This is a genomic window from Mucilaginibacter metallidurans, from assembly GCF_003286435.2.
Taxonomy (GTDB): Bacteria; Bacteroidota; Bacteroidia; order Sphingobacteriales; family Sphingobacteriaceae; genus Mucilaginibacter; species Mucilaginibacter gossypii.
The window spans coordinates 5,417,907-5,433,551 of the sequence record NZ_CP043449.1 but is presented as its reverse complement, the minus strand read 5'-3'; the positions used below and the strand labels follow the sequence as shown (position 1 = coordinate 5,433,551).

Below are 15,645 nucleotides of genomic sequence, written 5' to 3'. Positions count from 1 at the left end.
TAGAAGTGCCCGATATAAGATCCTAATTAATTAATGCCTTTTGCCATCGTTATCGTTTGGAAAACACATATTACAAGAATAACGTGTTAATGTGAACGAATAACGATTAAACGTAATTAGTTGCTATTATATGGACATAAACAAATGCATTATCATAGATGATGAGCCCTATGCAATTGAGGGACTGAGAACTTACATCAGTTCGATTCCAAATTTGAGTGTAGTCAAGTCTTATACTGATCCGGTTCAGGCCTTAATTGACCTGGTTACGGCCGATATGGTTGATCTGATACTTTTGGATATTGACATGCCTAAAATTACAGGGATAGAGTTATCCAAGGAGATCCGGCAGAAAACCCGTAAGCTGGTGTTTACAACCTCTTATACCCAATATGGTTATGAAGCATTTGAAGTGGAGGCTGATGCATACTTGTTGAAACCTTATACGCTATCCAAATTTGCCGCTACCATTACTAAACTCTTTCCAAAAGACGAGAAGTCCCAAACAGATATAAAGGCACCTGATGATTATTTTTTTGTAAAGAACAAGGACGACAATTTAAAGATTGTAAAAATCAGGTATGACGAGGTTGTTGCTGTGGAAAGCAAACAAAACTATGTGCTGATCCATACGCTAACCAAAAAAGTACTCACCTATATGTCGTTGACCGAAATTTCCAAAATATTCAGGCAATTCCCAAACTTTGAGCAATTCCAGCGAAGCTATATTATTGGAAAGGATCATATTGACTCTATTGATGGCAATACTATTAAAATGGTCAATGGCCTTAGCATTACTATTGGAGAATATTATAAAAAGGATTTTACAACATTTATGTCGGAAAAATTGATAAAGGCAAAGCGTAAGGATTAACGCCTTGCCTTTAAAGGATTAATTTGAATTGCCGGCACCGAAGATGCCAGTTTTTGTCATTGTGATCATGCTCGTTGTTGGATCAGTACCCTCTGTTTCTGTAATGTTTTTTAAAGATTTAGAGGATTTGTACACCAAAAGTGTGGTGTCGATAATTTTAAATTGTTTGCGTTTCATAAGCTTTTTTTATGAAACTTATCGTGAATTTAATCGGCATTGAAAATGGTTATCTGGAATAGGTAAAATTCTATTCAGAAAGGAGGTTTATCATGAAAGGAATCTTTACAAGTTGGCTTAAAAAATACAGGCTCCATATATTAATATGGATCGTATTTATTCTATATGAATCGCTTACAATCGGTTGGCTTCTGGGCGTATTTGGAAATCCAATAACATATGTTGCGCATTATGTTATTATAATTTTCCTTTTTTATTTACATGCCAACTGGTCTTTACCCTGGGCATTGAAAACCAGCAAAACTATAATGTGGAAACTACCACTTGTCCTATTGCTGGAAATACTGGTTTTTATTTTAATATCTTTTTTTGTGGATAAATTGCTAATCAATATCCACGTTCTTATTAATAAAGGCTCTCTAGTGTTAAACTTTCAGTATAGCTTAAAAACTTTTTTTAGAGATCTTTATTTTATTGGCTTTGCAACAGGCTACTTTTTTCTGATTACTTACAATAAAGAAAAAAGAAAGACAAATGAGCTTGAAAAACAGCGACTAAATGACATCATTTATCGGCAAAAATCCGAGCAGGAATTGACTAAAGCCCAAAATGCTTTCCTAAAAGCACAAATTAATCCCCATTTTTTATTTAACACGTTGGATTTTATTTATCACAATATTGTATCCCTTTCCCCAACTGCCGCTGATACGGTTATAACGCTGGCTGAAATGATGCGTTACGCAATAGATTCTGACAAAATGGGTGACTTTATTCCTTTAGGAGATGAGATAGACCAGGTAGAAAATCTTTTGTATTTGAATCAAATCAGAAAGAATCACGGGCTAGGTTTTCAATTACAGTATGAAGAAGATGTCCGGCAAATACATTTAATTCCTTTAGTACTGCTGACAATGGTAGAAAACATTTTTAAGCACGGTAACTTAACAGAGCACGGACACGATGCATTGGTCCGTATTTATTTGAAAGACGGGGCACTTTTTATCGAAACCGACAATTTAATAGACAACAAAAAAAAGGTTGCTGGAAACCATATGGGCTTAAGCAACATACAACATAGATTAAAATACGCCTATGGCGATGATGTAACATTTTACTATCATACGGATGATACCAATCATTTTAAAGTTCAGTTGGGTATCCCCTTTTCACAATTGAAAGGGCCTGGTGAGTCTTTAGGTTTTTCACCAGGTAATGATATAATATTGCCTCATGACTCCGCTGGTCAGACAAAAATAATCGGTTGACGTGCATATGTAATAAATCCCCTAGCATACTAGCTCGATCAATGTTGTTATCACAACGATTCATGATTTTAAGAAATTGCTTTTCGCAACAACGAACCAACCTACCACTAACTGGGGGCACTTGCCTGGCCTCTTTGTGCTTCTCGAATGACTGATTTATTTTTTTAAAAGTTTCCGGATTCATATTCAATTCTTCGCTAAAGCTATTTGCCATTTTAGTGGCAAAGGCTATTTGGGCAGCTAGATCTTGATAACAGAGTTCTAAAAATCGTTTCATTAACCTTAAAGTATCAGCATATAGATACGCGGTAGTGTATTTTTTTTTCAGCAAAGACAATATCAATTTGCTATTGGTGCAGAAAAAACTTTCAACAAAGTCAATTCTCGTAGCGCCATATCGATGCACCTCCCGGAAATAAGTCTTTATTTGAATTTCGGAAATTAATCCACTTAAACAATCTTCTTCCATTAATGAATTTAAGCGACTAATGGTAAGGTAACCTTGAGATATATCCTTTAATTGCAGGCGTAACCGAAGGTGTGGTTTAGGGTCTTCATACCGGATAAAAAACCATTTTTTTATGTTTTTTTCACCTTCTTTCAAAAAAGCAGCAATTTGGTTAGTCAGCACAGCGTTACTTTTGGAAGGAAGACAATATATTTCAAAATACAGCCAATCACCTCCTGGCAAAGAGATACTTTTTAAGGGCCGATTATGTTCCGTGAAATTTGTTAAATATTGACTTCCAGAATAGATATTACCTTCATGTCCATAATGTACAATATATTCGGCTACATATGGTTTACCCTTGTCATCTGTAATGTCTAATTCGTTTGTTATTAACGCTTCGGAAATGTATATAGCCTTTTGTTGGTTCTGGCGGCAAAAATGAAGGAAAGCAATTTTATCTGCTTCTATAGCAGGGTCAAAGCATAAAGTTTGATCTGCAAAGCCTGCCTTAAGACGAAAATTGATCTGGCTTACTTTAAGCCAGTAATTCAAAGCGGCCTGCGCTTTTAATTGGTGACCTGCTTCTAAATTTTGTAAGATGTCCTTTGGCAACAGCCACATGGCTGGTGAAATAATTATACTCTTATATACTACTCGCGGATAGCGTTGGAGGTTAGGGAAAAATTGCTGGATTTTAAAACTCAGGTCAGACTTTATGCCCTGATGTTGGAGATCACACAAAAATCGGTAAACAGCCAAATCTGAACGGGTATAGTTGTATGCTGATGGAATACGCGGGACCAGTCGTTTTCCAAGTTTCTTTGACCAAAGAATTACCTCGGAATTGCTAATCCCAACAAGAATATCGTCAAAACTTATCGGCGACGGATTACATGACCAGGTCAGTATGGGCAACTCGTTGTCATAAAGTTGTTTTCGCCGGTTTACATTGTCGACTTGCCTTTCAGCTTGGTAGGCAATGTCGAAAAAAATTATATCAGGGTTTGCCTTTTTTTCTATGGATGCGATTTGCTTGCCCAGTTTTTCAAGTTCCGGGCTTGCAATAGTAAAACGGCCAATTAATGCATTTGCTGTACAGCCGCCCATATTTTCTACAACAGGTTGATCGCCAAAAAAGCGATACATGACGCTAAAGGTATTTGGTAGAGGTTTCGAGACTTGAGTTGAGGGCCCGTCGAACTCCTCCAGCCGGATATCGCCGCCCTTTATTAACGAGTCCAATAGAAAATGATATAATTTGGAATTAGGAATTTGTAAAGACCGTTCGTTTTGTCGTGTAGTTTCTAAGATATCAATCAGCACCTGATCTTTCAACTGATCGCCCAGGTTGCCATAGCCAATCCCGATTTCGGGGTCCATTACAATATTGAGTGGAACAACAGTTTTTTCAAACTTTTTAAGAAATGCGTTACGAAAGGTAGTCAATGAGCTATTACCAGCATCGGATAAATTCAATTGTAAAAATCTTATCAAACCTGGAAATTCCTTGACCTTTCTTTCGCTGAAACCGCCTGTGATAAATCTGCGCTCTGAAATAGTGTACATACTGGTTAATGCAGACTTTTCAAAATTTAACCTTTCAAAATAATCTTCACCGGTTACATTTGGAAACAACTCAGTTAAAAGGAGCTGAAGGTTTAAAAGTTGTTCGAGCAGTCCGTCAATAGATTTTATATGCAGATCGAAATTAGACTGTACGTGATCGTAAATTTCCTGTTTAGTAGTTTTTTCTTTACACAGGGTTATAATAGCACTAAGTTCCGGAAACCCTATTACTGAAGCCATTTCAAAACATCCATGTTTGATACGAATAAAGCGAATTTCATCCCCAACCGTATAAACCGAAGAATTGGTGTGAAACCATACCGAGTCATGGACGACTTTGGTAACATCGTTTGTATATGAATCCTTTTGCTGCCAGTCTACAAAGTGTTTGCTTAACAAATCTCCATCCAAGACTAAGGGTGATGTGTCGGTTGAAAACGGAAGGATAGTAAACGCGGCTAAGCCCCCAAAAGGCGTTGCCCTATATTTAGCCCTGTTAAAATACTTCCATACGGAAAAGCTTATTTTTTTGTCGCCTGTTTCTAATTCGTGAAATTCTAAATTTTCAATGATCTTATAAAACGAAGGTGATGCCTGGCTAATAAGTATTTTCAAATTCTGCCATCTTTCCTTCAGGTCATCTGTTACACTGAACACAGGCGTTCGGCAAAGGGGCATATCTAATACTTTCAACTTCATGGTACATTCTTATCAAATAGTAGCGGTAGTTCGCTTTGAACCTGATGCGTTTTATTTCTTCAAAAGAATGATTGTTAGCTGCTCTTACTGACCATTTTCTATACAATAGGGCTTTTTCGGGACAGACAGCTAAATATTCGGGAGATACTGACCTTACCAATTGGTAAACGATAATTAAACAATAGTTAATTTTATCCGGTTTTATTCACCTCGACTTATCGCATTGTTGAAAAATATTCGTAGCAAGTTATTTTATACAGGTACAGATAAATTGAGATGTGAAGTAGAATGCTGCTATTTACTTTATTTATCTAACTATGATCAAGGCTGAAGTTGTTGACAAAACAACGGTGATAAAGGTGTTAATTAGTTCATTTGAAGATAACCAGAGTGTAAATTTCATCATCAGAAAGGATGAGAAAAGAGCGCGACGTATACAAGCATTAATGGATTACTCTTATGAGATATGTTCGTTATTTGGCGAAGTATGGTTATCTGATGATAAAAATGCCTGTGCATTAATATTGTATCCGCAACAAAAACGTACCACGCTAAAGTCAATATGGCTTGATATAAGGCTGATTGTTCAAGCCGTAGGCCTGAGCGGGATAAGCAAAGCATTAAAGCGTGAGGAAAAAATCAAAAAATTGCAACCCAGAGAAAATATAGCCTATCTATGGTTTATTGGTGTTGATCCGGAATTTCAGCACAAAGGCATCGGCAGCAAATTAATGAAAGAGATCATTGCTGAATCAAACCGAAAACATCTACCGGTATATCTGGAAACTTCCACTTTAAGGAACATACCCTGGTATGAAGTACTTGGTTTTCACACCTATAATCAATTGGAATTGGGGTATACCCTATTCTTTTTGAAACGGGAGCCAGATAAGTAATATTATGCTGGTATTCGGAACTCAAATTCATATCGTAACCGCTATATTCATTGGACTTGAAATCTTGATGTTCATTTTCCAGTTGGCAAGTTACTTTTATTGGCCGGGAGATAAAAATCGTGGCCGATATTTGTTATTGCTGTTTTTAATGCTGTTATACAATATCACCGGCGGCCTCTTTCCTGATCCAAAAATTAATATCCCCATTAACATCCAGGAAATGATTGCCTACGGCACTGGTTTTCTTATGGCTTCTTATTTCCCATATTATTTTTATAGAGGATTTGAACTGAAAGAATTGCGTTGGCACGCACTGTTCGGAGTACCATTGTTCCTGATGCTTCCCTATCTTATATTCTTTGTCATTGTCTATGCGATAAATGGCAAGTTAAATGTAGATATCCGTTTTGGGATGATTGTACCCTTTATTTATGCGATTGTTTTGCTTTGGGTTATGTTTACGGCGATTCGGCATAAGCATGAGGTAAATCGTAATAAGAACGAATACCTGGAGGAAGTATCGATGTACTGTGCGGTTACTCCCTGGTTAGCATTAGCACTCTTCGGCCTGGTAGAAGAAAGTCAGTTAATAGAAGTGCTTTGCACGAATACGGGAATCATCATAATCACAGTTCTTTATTTGGCTAAATCTGTCACCAATGCAAGACAGGAGTTTAATCGGAAACTTAATGAATCGGCCATTGATGGTATCAGCCCGGAAGAATTCCTGGCTAGTTGCTTGCATTACAGTTTAACAAGAACAGAGATCCTAATCGTTCAGAAATTGTATAAAGGAATGAAAAATAGCGAAATCGCCGATAGCATGTTTATTTCAAGTGAAACCGTTAAAAAGCACATTCAAAATATCTTCAGAAAAGCCTTAGTAAATAACAGGGCGGCGTTAATTCATAAACTGCAGAATCGTCGCGAACAATAACTTTGCGCTCGTTTGTCATTAAATATACCCCTATTTAGTAATACCATATCCCTGATTTGAGTATTTAGATCACCTCGCCGGCACGGTAAATTTGACCCAGATTATAGGAGTTAAGATCTCCTGCAAGTTCCACCTTCTAGAATATTCCTATGCAGACACATCGTTTATTTGACGTGCTTTTCAGCATGAATCCGCTTCCGAAAGAACTGACAAATGAGGCAAATCGCAAAGAGTTAATAAATTATATCAATTCAAAAATTGGTTTTAGCCATCATACCCATCGTCAGCTTTTGTTAAATCCAGGCCAGATAGCTGATCACCTCTATTTTGTCGAAAATGGGATGGCAAGGGGTTATTATGACGATGAACTAAAGGAGAAAGAGTACACTATCTGCTTATGGGATGAGCAAACCATTATTACAGAACCTCAAAGCTTTTTAAAACGCACTCCATCCCAATTATATATTGAGGTGATGCCTGGCAGCAGATTATTGTCTATATCGAGGCAACAACTGTCAGACCTTATTGATGCGTTTCCGTATGCCGAAATATTTATCAGATGTCTAATGCTGCAATATGTTTCGTATCACACAAAAAGAACTCATGATCTGATTAGTCTTTCAGCTTGGGAAAGATATTTGGACTTACTTCAAAAACACCCTAAAATCGAACAAAAAATTTCAAAGGAGATCATTGCGTCTTATCTCGGTATTACTCCACAATCGCTCAGTCGTCTCATCAAGGACAATGGCCACCCATAACTTGGAAGCAGCTTATCATTTAATAACCCATTTCTGAACAAAAGGTAATTGATTTCTGAACTGAGGTTTACTCCGTATAAGAATATTCAGTTGTAGCTTTATACTACTTATTTAACCTATGAGAAACTTAATATTTATAAAGGGCTGGGTCAATCGCGGATTGATAATACCTGTTGTTTTCGCAACTTATACAATCCGTTTTATCCTCTGTTGTATAAAGTCATATTTACGATACGATATTGTAAATATCCGATCAATATCTAACTACACATGCTCTTCTAATAGATTCCTTGACCGTCCGATTCATAACCGCAAGTTTGCATTGTTTCCGGGTAGCACCAGCAACGTGTAATACATGAAAAGACCCGCCACATCAGACGAGCCTTTTCGGGGCGGCTCACCTCACGAGCAACCGAATTAATCGAATTATAAATATAAAGTTTTTGGAGCCCTTTTTTGCTATTATAAAAAGTTCAATCATGATGAACACCAAACTGTTCAAAAACAAAGTTATGGCTATAGTGGCCATGTTTACAATTGTATTAGGTGTAGGCGCAGCAATTGCGATGAAAGCACCAGATCATAAGATCAAAGTTCTGCCACCGGTTCAATACCAATTCAATGGCACCACGCTGTCCCAGGATAAAACCGCATCAAATTATTCCGTTGTCAGCGGCTCAGGGCCATCTTGTGACGGAACAGCCTTGCCTTGTGTGGTAAGCGTAACAGGAGATCTGCAAACCTGGTTAAATGCCCGCACTGACACCCAGATCAGGGATCAGGCCATATCTACAAAGGATTAACCAAACAAAAAAAGGAACGGCAATGCAAATCAGCACTGCCTTCCTTTTACTTAGGATTCTGCTGCATTCCGGTTAACTGAATAATGTCATCAGGTATGGGTAATGCGTATCGCAAATCATTCGGGAATAAAGTATAAGTTTGTCCGTTTACCTTTCGCGTTAAAGTAATATTAGCCCCCTCCTTATTTAACCTTTTTAGGTCCATCCACCGCAACCCCCTCATTAATAGCTCCTTTCTCCGTTCGTTCAGTATGGCCGTCAGCAAAATAGTTTGATCTGAAGCACTAATCGGCACAAAGGTTCCCGTTTTAAACCTGTTTTTTAATAATATGTTCAGATCATCTGCGGCTTCGGTCAGTTTCCCCGCTCTTGCAAAACATTCTGCCCTGATCAAATAAACTTCATCGGTTGCTATCCCCCCGAATAAGTTACCTCCTCCTTCATAGCTACCTTTGAAAGCGTAAGTTCCGCCAGTACTTGCTTTAAAGAAGATCGTTTTACGCAGATCATTTGCCATATAAGAACGGTAAAGTGCAGAATCTATCTTTGCTCTTGAATTACTCAATGGTGCGGGAACAGGAATTTTATTTTCATGGATCACTTCCATATTAAATTGTGCTATCGGATAGTTTGCAGCAGTATTTAGGGTGTTATAGTCCAATAAAGCATGATTTAATTGCAGGCAGGAATCTGCATAAAGCCCCGCTTTGTCATATTGCCTCATATTAAGATAAGTCCTGGCTAATAGGCCATACGCGGCAGGTTTTGATGACCGCATCACCTGCAAAGGTGTTATGGGTAACAAGGCAGCTGCGGAAGAAAGATCGGTGATGATTTGGTTGTAGGTCTCTTGCAGGTTACTTCTGACCGAAGCCTCATTAAAATCAGACGTTAGTCTGATGGGAATACCCAGCTGAGTAGTCGCTGTGCTTGCATCATAGGCAGAAGTCCACAAGCCAGCGATCTGAAGAAATGCTTTCCCCCGCACGAAAAGGGCCTGTCCTTTTACATTATTGTAATCATTGTGATTTCCTGCAGTCAGGGTTATCTTGTGCAATCCTTCCAAAACCGTGTTTGACGTGAATACCGGCCTGTAGGAATAAAACCAATCATTACTTTGTGGTAAAAACAGATTGTCTTTTTGCCATGTGTACATTCTTCTGGAAGTTTCCTGTGGGAGGGCCAGGTAAACCGCGTCCGTGAGGTAATAATTGTCGGCTGATATTTCTCCAGATCCCGGATCGAAATTATTAATGGCCGGGTAACTATCCAGTAATGCCTGAAAATCAACAAGGCTTGTCGGCACCGCAAGTTTGGCATCCGGTTTTTCGTCAAGAAACTTCTTGCAGCCGGAAACTATAATACAAAGAAAGAGCAGTATAATGATGGGATTGAATTTTTTCATGATTTTTAATTGTCTTGGAATTAAGCATACGGTAAATTAAAATGAGGTTCTTAAACCAAACGCTATCGTAAGCGGAGGTTTTAACGTATTGCCGCTATAGTAGTAATCAGGATCAATATGGTCTTTATTCGCCCGCCAGATAATTCCCAGGTTATTGATATTGGTGTATAATTGCAGAGTCTTAACAGGTAGCCGGGGCATCGTTTTCCGGTTAAATTCATAACCGAGGGTGATATATTGCAACCTCACATGATCGCCCTTTTCTACCAAACTTTCGGAGCCGCCATAGAAAGCATCCCGTGCAGGAATATCAGGATAGACCATCGATGGCACATAGGTATGCAGTTCATCCCCTGGTTTCTGCCAGCGCAGGGCAAAATCAGCATTACCCTGACCATTATTGAAAAGAAGCCCATAGTCAACAGAGGTCTTTCTGAAATAATATCCCAGTTTATAAGTGGCTGCTACGGTCAGGGATAAATTTTTATAAGTAAATGTGTTGGCTACTGATCCGAATTTTGTGGGTAAAGCTGACCCGCTGTATTTCAGATCAGACAACTGGCTATTATAATAAATCGTGTTATAATCTTCACTGACCTGCCCGTTTACGTAGCCACGCGGATTTCCGTTCAATGGATCAAGCCCCGCAGATTTAAAAGACAGAACAGAGTAAACAGGTTTTCCTACAATTCCTGAAATGACCGGTGAACTGCCTACATAGGCATATCCTGTTTGATCTCCCAGATAATAGGCGGTGATCTGATCTTTATACAAACTGAAATTGACCGCTGTTGTCCACTTTAGTTTACCCATAGTATTGATGCTGTTTAGGGTAATATCAATACCATTACCTTTCATTGCCGCTACATTTTTAACAATATAGTAATCTATGCCACTTGTATAATCCAGTGGCGCGAGGCCGAAAAGGTCTTTAGCGTTCTTATGATAATATTCTATGCTTCCTGATAGTCTGTTATTCAATGCACTGAAATCAATGGCCAGGTTTAACATCCTTACCGTTTCCCATTTCAGGTCAGGATTGGCATAGGTATTATATACCGCATACGGCGTTTGTGTATAAGGTGAATTTCCCTGGTAGCTGATCGTAGTTACCGCTGTTCTGGATAAATCTACATTACCGCTAAGTCCATAAGTGGCCCGGAGTTTTAGGTATGGTAAAAACCCTACTTTATAAAAACCTTCCTTAGAAATATCCCAGGCAAGGCCGGCAGACGCCAACGGGTTCCATTTATTATTGGTATTTACCCCGAACAAGTTGGACGCGTCCCTCCGTGCGCTGGCAGAGAAAGTATATTTACGATCATAAGTATAGGCAGCGTTGGCAAATAAGGAAACAAAACGGTTCCTGGTATCGGTTAAACTTTTGTTGTCCGGTATAAACAGGGATGATCCGGTCACATAAGTTGGGTACGTATTGGTTAAATCAACATTGCCAAAGGTGAGGGTGCTCGGATCGTAACCATATAAACTGTTCGCGTTCCCGGTCGTGTTCACCTGTCTTATTTCCGATCCTGCTATCGCATTGACCTCGTTTTTGCCCCAGCCTTTATTCAGGTTGAACTGTCCGCGTAAATTTTGTGACTCTATCAACTGGTCTGAAAGGTTTAAAATACCGCCTACGGGCACAATGTTCGTAACATTGCCTGAAGCATCAATCTGTGTAAACTCATTGATCAGGTTTCTTGCTGCATAACTACCCGCGCCTTGTAAATTATTGGTATGTGAATCCTGTCTTTCGTACTGGTATTGCATATTAAAATTCAGGAAGCTAAACAACTGGTATTGTGCAGACAGATTAGCAGTTAAGTCCTGCAAATTGGTCTTATTGTTTATTTGCTGGTAGTCTGTAAGCGGGTAATATTTCCAATCCTCTAACTGCGCCGATGGAAGCGTAGCTAAATAGGATAAGCTATAATCTTTTGCCACCGGTAATGCATCGCCATTTACATCCGCAAATTTTGCATAGGGATACAAAGCGCCATTATAAGAAGTAATATCGCCGAAGCCAGGCTTACCGGCAGTCGATGTACTTTGGGTATAATATATGGCGGTATTGACCTGCAACTTATTAATTGGCTTAAAAGAGTCCAGGAAATGAAGATTCACCCGGTCGTAGCCAGCTGCGAGGTTACTAAGATCTTTATCATAGCCACTCGAAAACAGCCAGGACTGGGTTGCAGACCCTCCTTTTAAACTGATCGCATACTGCTGGTTCGTGCTTTGCTGATATAAATACTTATTAAAATCATTCCTTACATCGCTGTTTCTTAAAGCATTGATCTGTGCATTGGCCCTGGTGGCTGAAATAGTCCCGTTGCGTACTGCTGAAAGTAATTCTACTACAGGTGTTAAACTGGGATGTGATGGGTCAGTTATTCTGCTGTCATAAAAACCATTGTTAAAAAGCGCCTGTTCAACATTGATATAGTCACTGGATGCCATTTGCCGGATATAGGATAAATCAGGTTTTTTACCAAACGTCAGGTTCGCATTAAGATCAACGGAAAGTGGTTGGTTGAACCTGGCTTTTTTGGTGGTGATGACAATAACGCCGTTCCCGGCCCTCGTCCCCCAAATGGATGCGGCGGCGGCATCTTTTAATACGGTCACACTTTCTACATCATTAGGATTAATATTGGTTATATCTCCTTCATAGGGAAAGTTATCCACCACGATCAATGGTGCAGTTGGGCCATTGATCGTACTTAAACCACGTATCTGTATTTGAGGCGTAGCACTGGTCGTACGGTTAAAAACAAGCCCATTGGTAACAGACTCTAATCGTGACAGTAGATCGGTACTTACCTGTTCATTTAGCTTCTGATTATTTACTACAGTAAATGAACCTGTTGCTCTTTCTTTTGGCAAAGTCTGGTATCCTGTAGAAACAACGACTTCTTGTAATGCCGTTGTGCCGGGCACTATCCTGATTATTAAATGCTGCGCCTGTGTATAGCCAGCCAAAAATAAATGTGTTGTTTTGTATCCCACATGACTAACAACCAAAGTATCAGGATAACTTCCCGCAGTAAAATTAAACGAGCCATCCTCACTGCTGGACGTTACTATTTTGCTTTTTATTAATCTAATGGTTGCACCCCCAATGGCTTCTCCCGTCTGCAGATTTATTATTTTGCCGTTCGTGTTTTGCTGCCCGAACAGATTCAGGCTGAACATACCTAAGATGATTATGATGAGTAGTTTTAGTTTCATACGTTAATTTGTTAAAATTTGAGTTTTGATTTCCTCCTCTTTATTTATCCTTAATGCTCAGCATTTCAACTTTTCTATATGCTGCATAAAGTTTTAAACCGTATCGCCTGAGATTTTTTTTCATAGCAGCCATATCCACTACACTATCCTTAAATTGCAGATCGACGTTTCGGAGATATCCCGTATCGTCAAGGATTACGGCGTTATTACTAATCTTATTCAGATATATACATAAATTGAGCAGGGGGGCATTGTTAAGCCTGGGATTAACTTTGTCGGTTAGCGCATCAATATATTGGCCTCCCTTTGTATGCATTAGGTCGGTATGGCCCGATCTTTCCAGTATCCAGCAGTGTATTTTCCGTTTTTCAAATTGGGCTTTATAAGGGGTGTACCTGTTCATATCCTCCAGAATACGGTCATATAAATGAGCCATCTCATCTGGCGGAACTATAAGTTCATAGCTGTACAGGTTTGCACTTTCCCAGGTGGTTTTGTTTTCTTTAGATGCCCTAAAAGAAAGTTTGGAGGGATCTCTAACTTCAACCGACAGCCGGTTTTCGCTTAATCCTGGGAGTATACCAGCGACGACACTTTGATAAATGGATAATAGGCTACGGTTGTGCAGGATAATACCGCGAGCCGTATCATTTATAACCCGCATCCCGCCACCGCCGATCCCGTCAATCTTCCCCTTTAGCAGCATACTGAATTGCAATAGGTGTTCTGTAGGAAGCTCTTTTACTGTATAAAGAGGTCGTGTGGGATCAAAATCACTTTTATGATGGACAGGTGCCTGATTATTTTTAAAAAAGCGTATAATATTATCACGTGTCAATTCATCGGCGGAAGTAATAGACTTTACGATGCCATTTTGATCTATCCATACATAATGGGGAATAGAAAAATGCGGGAACATTTTTTCTAATAACGTGTCCCCGGTAGCAGAAGGTAAACTGAATTTTGAAATGCCCGATTTATCGAACTTTCGCAGAGTGGTGAGGATTTTTCCTTTGGTGTCTTTTGTGTTTAGGGCATTGACCAAAAGGATTTGCAGTTCATCTTTAAATTCATTTTGTAAGCTATCGGTTAAGGGGAAATGCGCTAAACAGGAACCACACCAGGTAGCCCAAAAGTCAAGGATCAATAACTTGCCTTTAAAGTTGAATAATTTCACGCTTGCAGCGGGTTGGCCGTCAGCTCCTGAATAATTAATGAGGTTGTTAATGGTAATATCGGGAATTTGGTCGCCGATTTTGAGAGCAGTGATATTTGGTTTGTCCTGCGCACGCGCTCCAAAATCTAGGCAAAGCACAGCCAGTACTATTATTAGTATAGTTTTTTTCATGTAATTCAGTTAATGAGTTAGTTGATAATAATTGCCGTAAATGAATACGAAAAGAAGAAACGGCAGCCTTATGCAGAGATTAACTATTAACTGATCGGCTGCCCTTTACCCGCTATTTATTCGGGACTACAAATTATGTTTTTGATCGGGTTCTGGAGTGAAAAGGAAGTGATTTTTCGAGTAATAAATAAAGAAAACAGATAGCGATTACTTGAATAGTAATCGAAGAATAACAATGAATTTATCTGTTTTTGAATGACCTTCATTTTCTTTTAATATCTTTTTATGACACCAAAAGAAATGAACATAAGGCAGGGCCGCCTTTAGTGCTTATTCTGCCGAGAAGGCGTAGGACGGCCACCGTCCGAAGACGGCCGAACACAGAATAAGCAGGCGACCCAAATCCTTATGCCATGCAAAGATAGCATAGGAAATGAGTTCATACCTACTCTTGTGTTCTGAATGTCCTACTTTTCCCCACAAGTTCTTTCGGTAGTATTTACTCAATCCTAAGATTGTTGTTATAAACTATTTGAATTTACATCTATAGGCAATCACATCATTTAATTTACATCAAATATAACAATTTAGATTAATATATACAAATCAACAGTTAATTAACTTAAAAAAAGTATATACTATATCTCTTCATTTGATTAATGATAGAAGATAGCCTCCGTTTAGAAAAAGGAAAGAAAAAATATAAGGTTCCTAACGCCACCGAAATATTAGGAGAAAAACTTAAGCAACGAAGAATAACATCTGAATATTCATTAAGTGACGCAGGAGATTTAACAGGTTTTTCTACTTCAACGATTGTTGATATTGAAAACGGGGTAACAGTCGATATAAATTATTATATTGCCTATGCTCAAACTTTGCTATATCCATTGTCAGAATTTTTTGATATAAACATCCCATATGGTCCAAGATACAAGCTTTCATCTAAGAAACAATCCAGAGTTTTTATAACCTATAATATTAAAAAATTATATACTGATTTCGATTTTTTTGCTCAGAAGCAATCAGTAGGGGATGTGGCACTCAAGTTACTGGAATTGGAGGTTATCACAGACATTAGCCCGTTTATAAGAACCAGGATTTCTGGGGTTCTCTTAAGTTTGGTGGATGAAAATATGCTATTTGTTTCGGAGAAAAAAGGCAGAAACAATCTGTACTTAAAAACTAGCAAAAAGCTGATCAGAAAAGGAAATACAAAGAAAAAATAA

Annotated in this window: 11 protein-coding genes and 1 pseudogene; 7 read left to right on the top strand and 5 right to left on the bottom strand. The window is 38.7% G+C overall.

Annotated elements, in window-relative coordinates; all coding sequences use genetic code 11:
- Positions 1 to 130: 130 nt before the first annotated feature.
- A complete protein-coding gene (locus DIU38_RS23025) occupies positions 131 to 874 on the top strand; it encodes a LytR/AlgR family response regulator transcription factor (RefSeq protein WP_112571042.1) in 744 nt (247 codons plus the stop codon).
- An 18-nt stretch (positions 875 to 892) separates the two neighbouring features.
- Here DIU38_RS23025 and DIU38_RS33205 read toward each other — a convergent pair whose 3' ends face one another.
- On the bottom strand, positions 893 to 1,051 hold the full coding sequence (locus DIU38_RS33205; RefSeq protein WP_167516256.1) for a hypothetical protein: 159 nt from the start codon (positions 1,049 to 1,051) through the stop codon (positions 893 to 895).
- Positions 1,052 to 1,143: 92 nt separating this feature from the next.
- On the opposite strand from DIU38_RS33205, the pseudogene DIU38_RS34190 reads away from it, so the two are divergent.
- Positions 1,144 to 1,827, top strand: a pseudogene (locus tag DIU38_RS34190) (histidine kinase); the annotation flags it as partial.
- Positions 1,828 to 2,191: 364 nt separating this feature from the next.
- Here the strand turns inward: DIU38_RS34190 and DIU38_RS23015 are convergent.
- Positions 2,192 to 5,032 (bottom strand): lantibiotic dehydratase, encoded by a 2,841-nt coding sequence (locus DIU38_RS23015; RefSeq protein WP_112571046.1) that lies wholly within the window; start codon positions 5,030 to 5,032, stop codon positions 2,192 to 2,194.
- A 317-nt stretch (positions 5,033 to 5,349) separates the two neighbouring features.
- Here DIU38_RS23015 and DIU38_RS23010 point away from each other — a divergent pair, with 317 nt between their 5' ends.
- The 4 genes from DIU38_RS23010 (at position 5,350) to DIU38_RS22995 (ending at position 8,429) form a co-directional block, all read left to right on the top strand.
- Complete coding sequence (locus tag DIU38_RS23010) at positions 5,350 to 5,928, top strand: GNAT family N-acetyltransferase (RefSeq protein ID WP_112571048.1); 579 nt, start codon at positions 5,350 to 5,352, stop codon at positions 5,926 to 5,928.
- A gap of 4 nt (positions 5,929 to 5,932) precedes the next feature.
- The gene (locus tag DIU38_RS23005) at positions 5,933 to 6,865 is read left to right on the top strand and encodes a helix-turn-helix domain-containing protein (protein ID WP_112571050.1); all 933 of its coding nucleotides are present in this window, start codon (positions 5,933 to 5,935) and stop codon (positions 6,863 to 6,865) included.
- Between the two features lie 149 nt (positions 6,866 to 7,014).
- The gene (locus DIU38_RS23000) at positions 7,015 to 7,626 is read left to right on the top strand and encodes a Crp/Fnr family transcriptional regulator (RefSeq protein WP_112571052.1); all 612 of its coding nucleotides are present in this window, start codon (positions 7,015 to 7,017) and stop codon (positions 7,624 to 7,626) included.
- A 479-nt stretch (positions 7,627 to 8,105) separates the two neighbouring features.
- A complete protein-coding gene (locus tag DIU38_RS22995) occupies positions 8,106 to 8,429 on the top strand; it encodes a hypothetical protein (RefSeq protein WP_129567796.1) in 324 nt (107 codons plus the stop codon).
- A 46-nt stretch (positions 8,430 to 8,475) separates the two neighbouring features.
- On the opposite strand, the gene DIU38_RS22990 is transcribed toward DIU38_RS22995, so the two are convergent.
- The 3 genes from DIU38_RS22990 to DIU38_RS22980 are packed head-to-tail and all read right to left on the bottom strand — an operon-like array spanning position 8,476 to position 14,416.
- The gene (locus tag DIU38_RS22990; protein ID WP_112571056.1) at positions 8,476 to 9,834 is read right to left on the bottom strand and encodes a RagB/SusD family nutrient uptake outer membrane protein; all 1,359 of its coding nucleotides are present in this window, start codon (positions 9,832 to 9,834) and stop codon (positions 8,476 to 8,478) included.
- A 36-nt stretch (positions 9,835 to 9,870) separates the two neighbouring features.
- Positions 9,871 to 13,068 (bottom strand): SusC/RagA family TonB-linked outer membrane protein, encoded by a 3,198-nt coding sequence (locus DIU38_RS22985; RefSeq protein ID WP_112571058.1) that lies wholly within the window; start codon positions 13,066 to 13,068, stop codon positions 9,871 to 9,873.
- A gap of 40 nt (positions 13,069 to 13,108) precedes the next feature.
- Complete coding sequence (locus DIU38_RS22980) at positions 13,109 to 14,416, bottom strand: TlpA family protein disulfide reductase (protein ID WP_112571060.1); 1,308 nt, start codon at positions 14,414 to 14,416, stop codon at positions 13,109 to 13,111.
- A 659-nt stretch (positions 14,417 to 15,075) separates the two neighbouring features.
- Between DIU38_RS22980 and DIU38_RS22975 the strand changes: the two genes are divergently transcribed.
- Positions 15,076 to 15,645 carry a helix-turn-helix domain-containing protein gene (locus tag DIU38_RS22975; RefSeq protein ID WP_112571062.1) on the top strand — a complete coding sequence of 190 codons (570 nt, stop codon included), beginning with the start codon at positions 15,076 to 15,078 and terminating at the stop codon, positions 15,643 to 15,645.

Coding starts and splice junctions, on each gene's coding strand:
- DIU38_RS23025 (WP_112571042.1), top strand. CDS start 131: ATGGACATAAACAAATGCATTATCATAGATGATGAGCCCTATGCAATT.
- DIU38_RS33205 (WP_167516256.1), bottom strand. CDS start 1,051: ATGAAACGCAAACAATTTAAAATTATCGACACCACACTTTTGGTGTAC.
- DIU38_RS23015 (WP_112571046.1), bottom strand. CDS start 5,032: ATGAAGTTGAAAGTATTAGATATGCCCCTTTGCCGAACGCCTGTGTTC.
- DIU38_RS23010 (WP_112571048.1), top strand. CDS start 5,350: ATGATCAAGGCTGAAGTTGTTGACAAAACAACGGTGATAAAGGTGTTA.
- DIU38_RS23005 (WP_112571050.1), top strand. CDS start 5,933: ATGCTGGTATTCGGAACTCAAATTCATATCGTAACCGCTATATTCATT.
- DIU38_RS23000 (WP_112571052.1), top strand. CDS start 7,015: ATGCAGACACATCGTTTATTTGACGTGCTTTTCAGCATGAATCCGCTT.
- DIU38_RS22995 (WP_129567796.1), top strand. CDS start 8,106: ATGATGAACACCAAACTGTTCAAAAACAAAGTTATGGCTATAGTGGCC.
- DIU38_RS22990 (WP_112571056.1), bottom strand. CDS start 9,834: ATGAAAAAATTCAATCCCATCATTATACTGCTCTTTCTTTGTATTATA.
- DIU38_RS22985 (WP_112571058.1), bottom strand. CDS start 13,068: ATGAAACTAAAACTACTCATCATAATCATCTTAGGTATGTTCAGCCTG.
- DIU38_RS22980 (WP_112571060.1), bottom strand. CDS start 14,416: ATGAAAAAAACTATACTAATAATAGTACTGGCTGTGCTTTGCCTAGAT.
- DIU38_RS22975 (WP_112571062.1), top strand. CDS start 15,076: ATGATAGAAGATAGCCTCCGTTTAGAAAAAGGAAAGAAAAAATATAAG.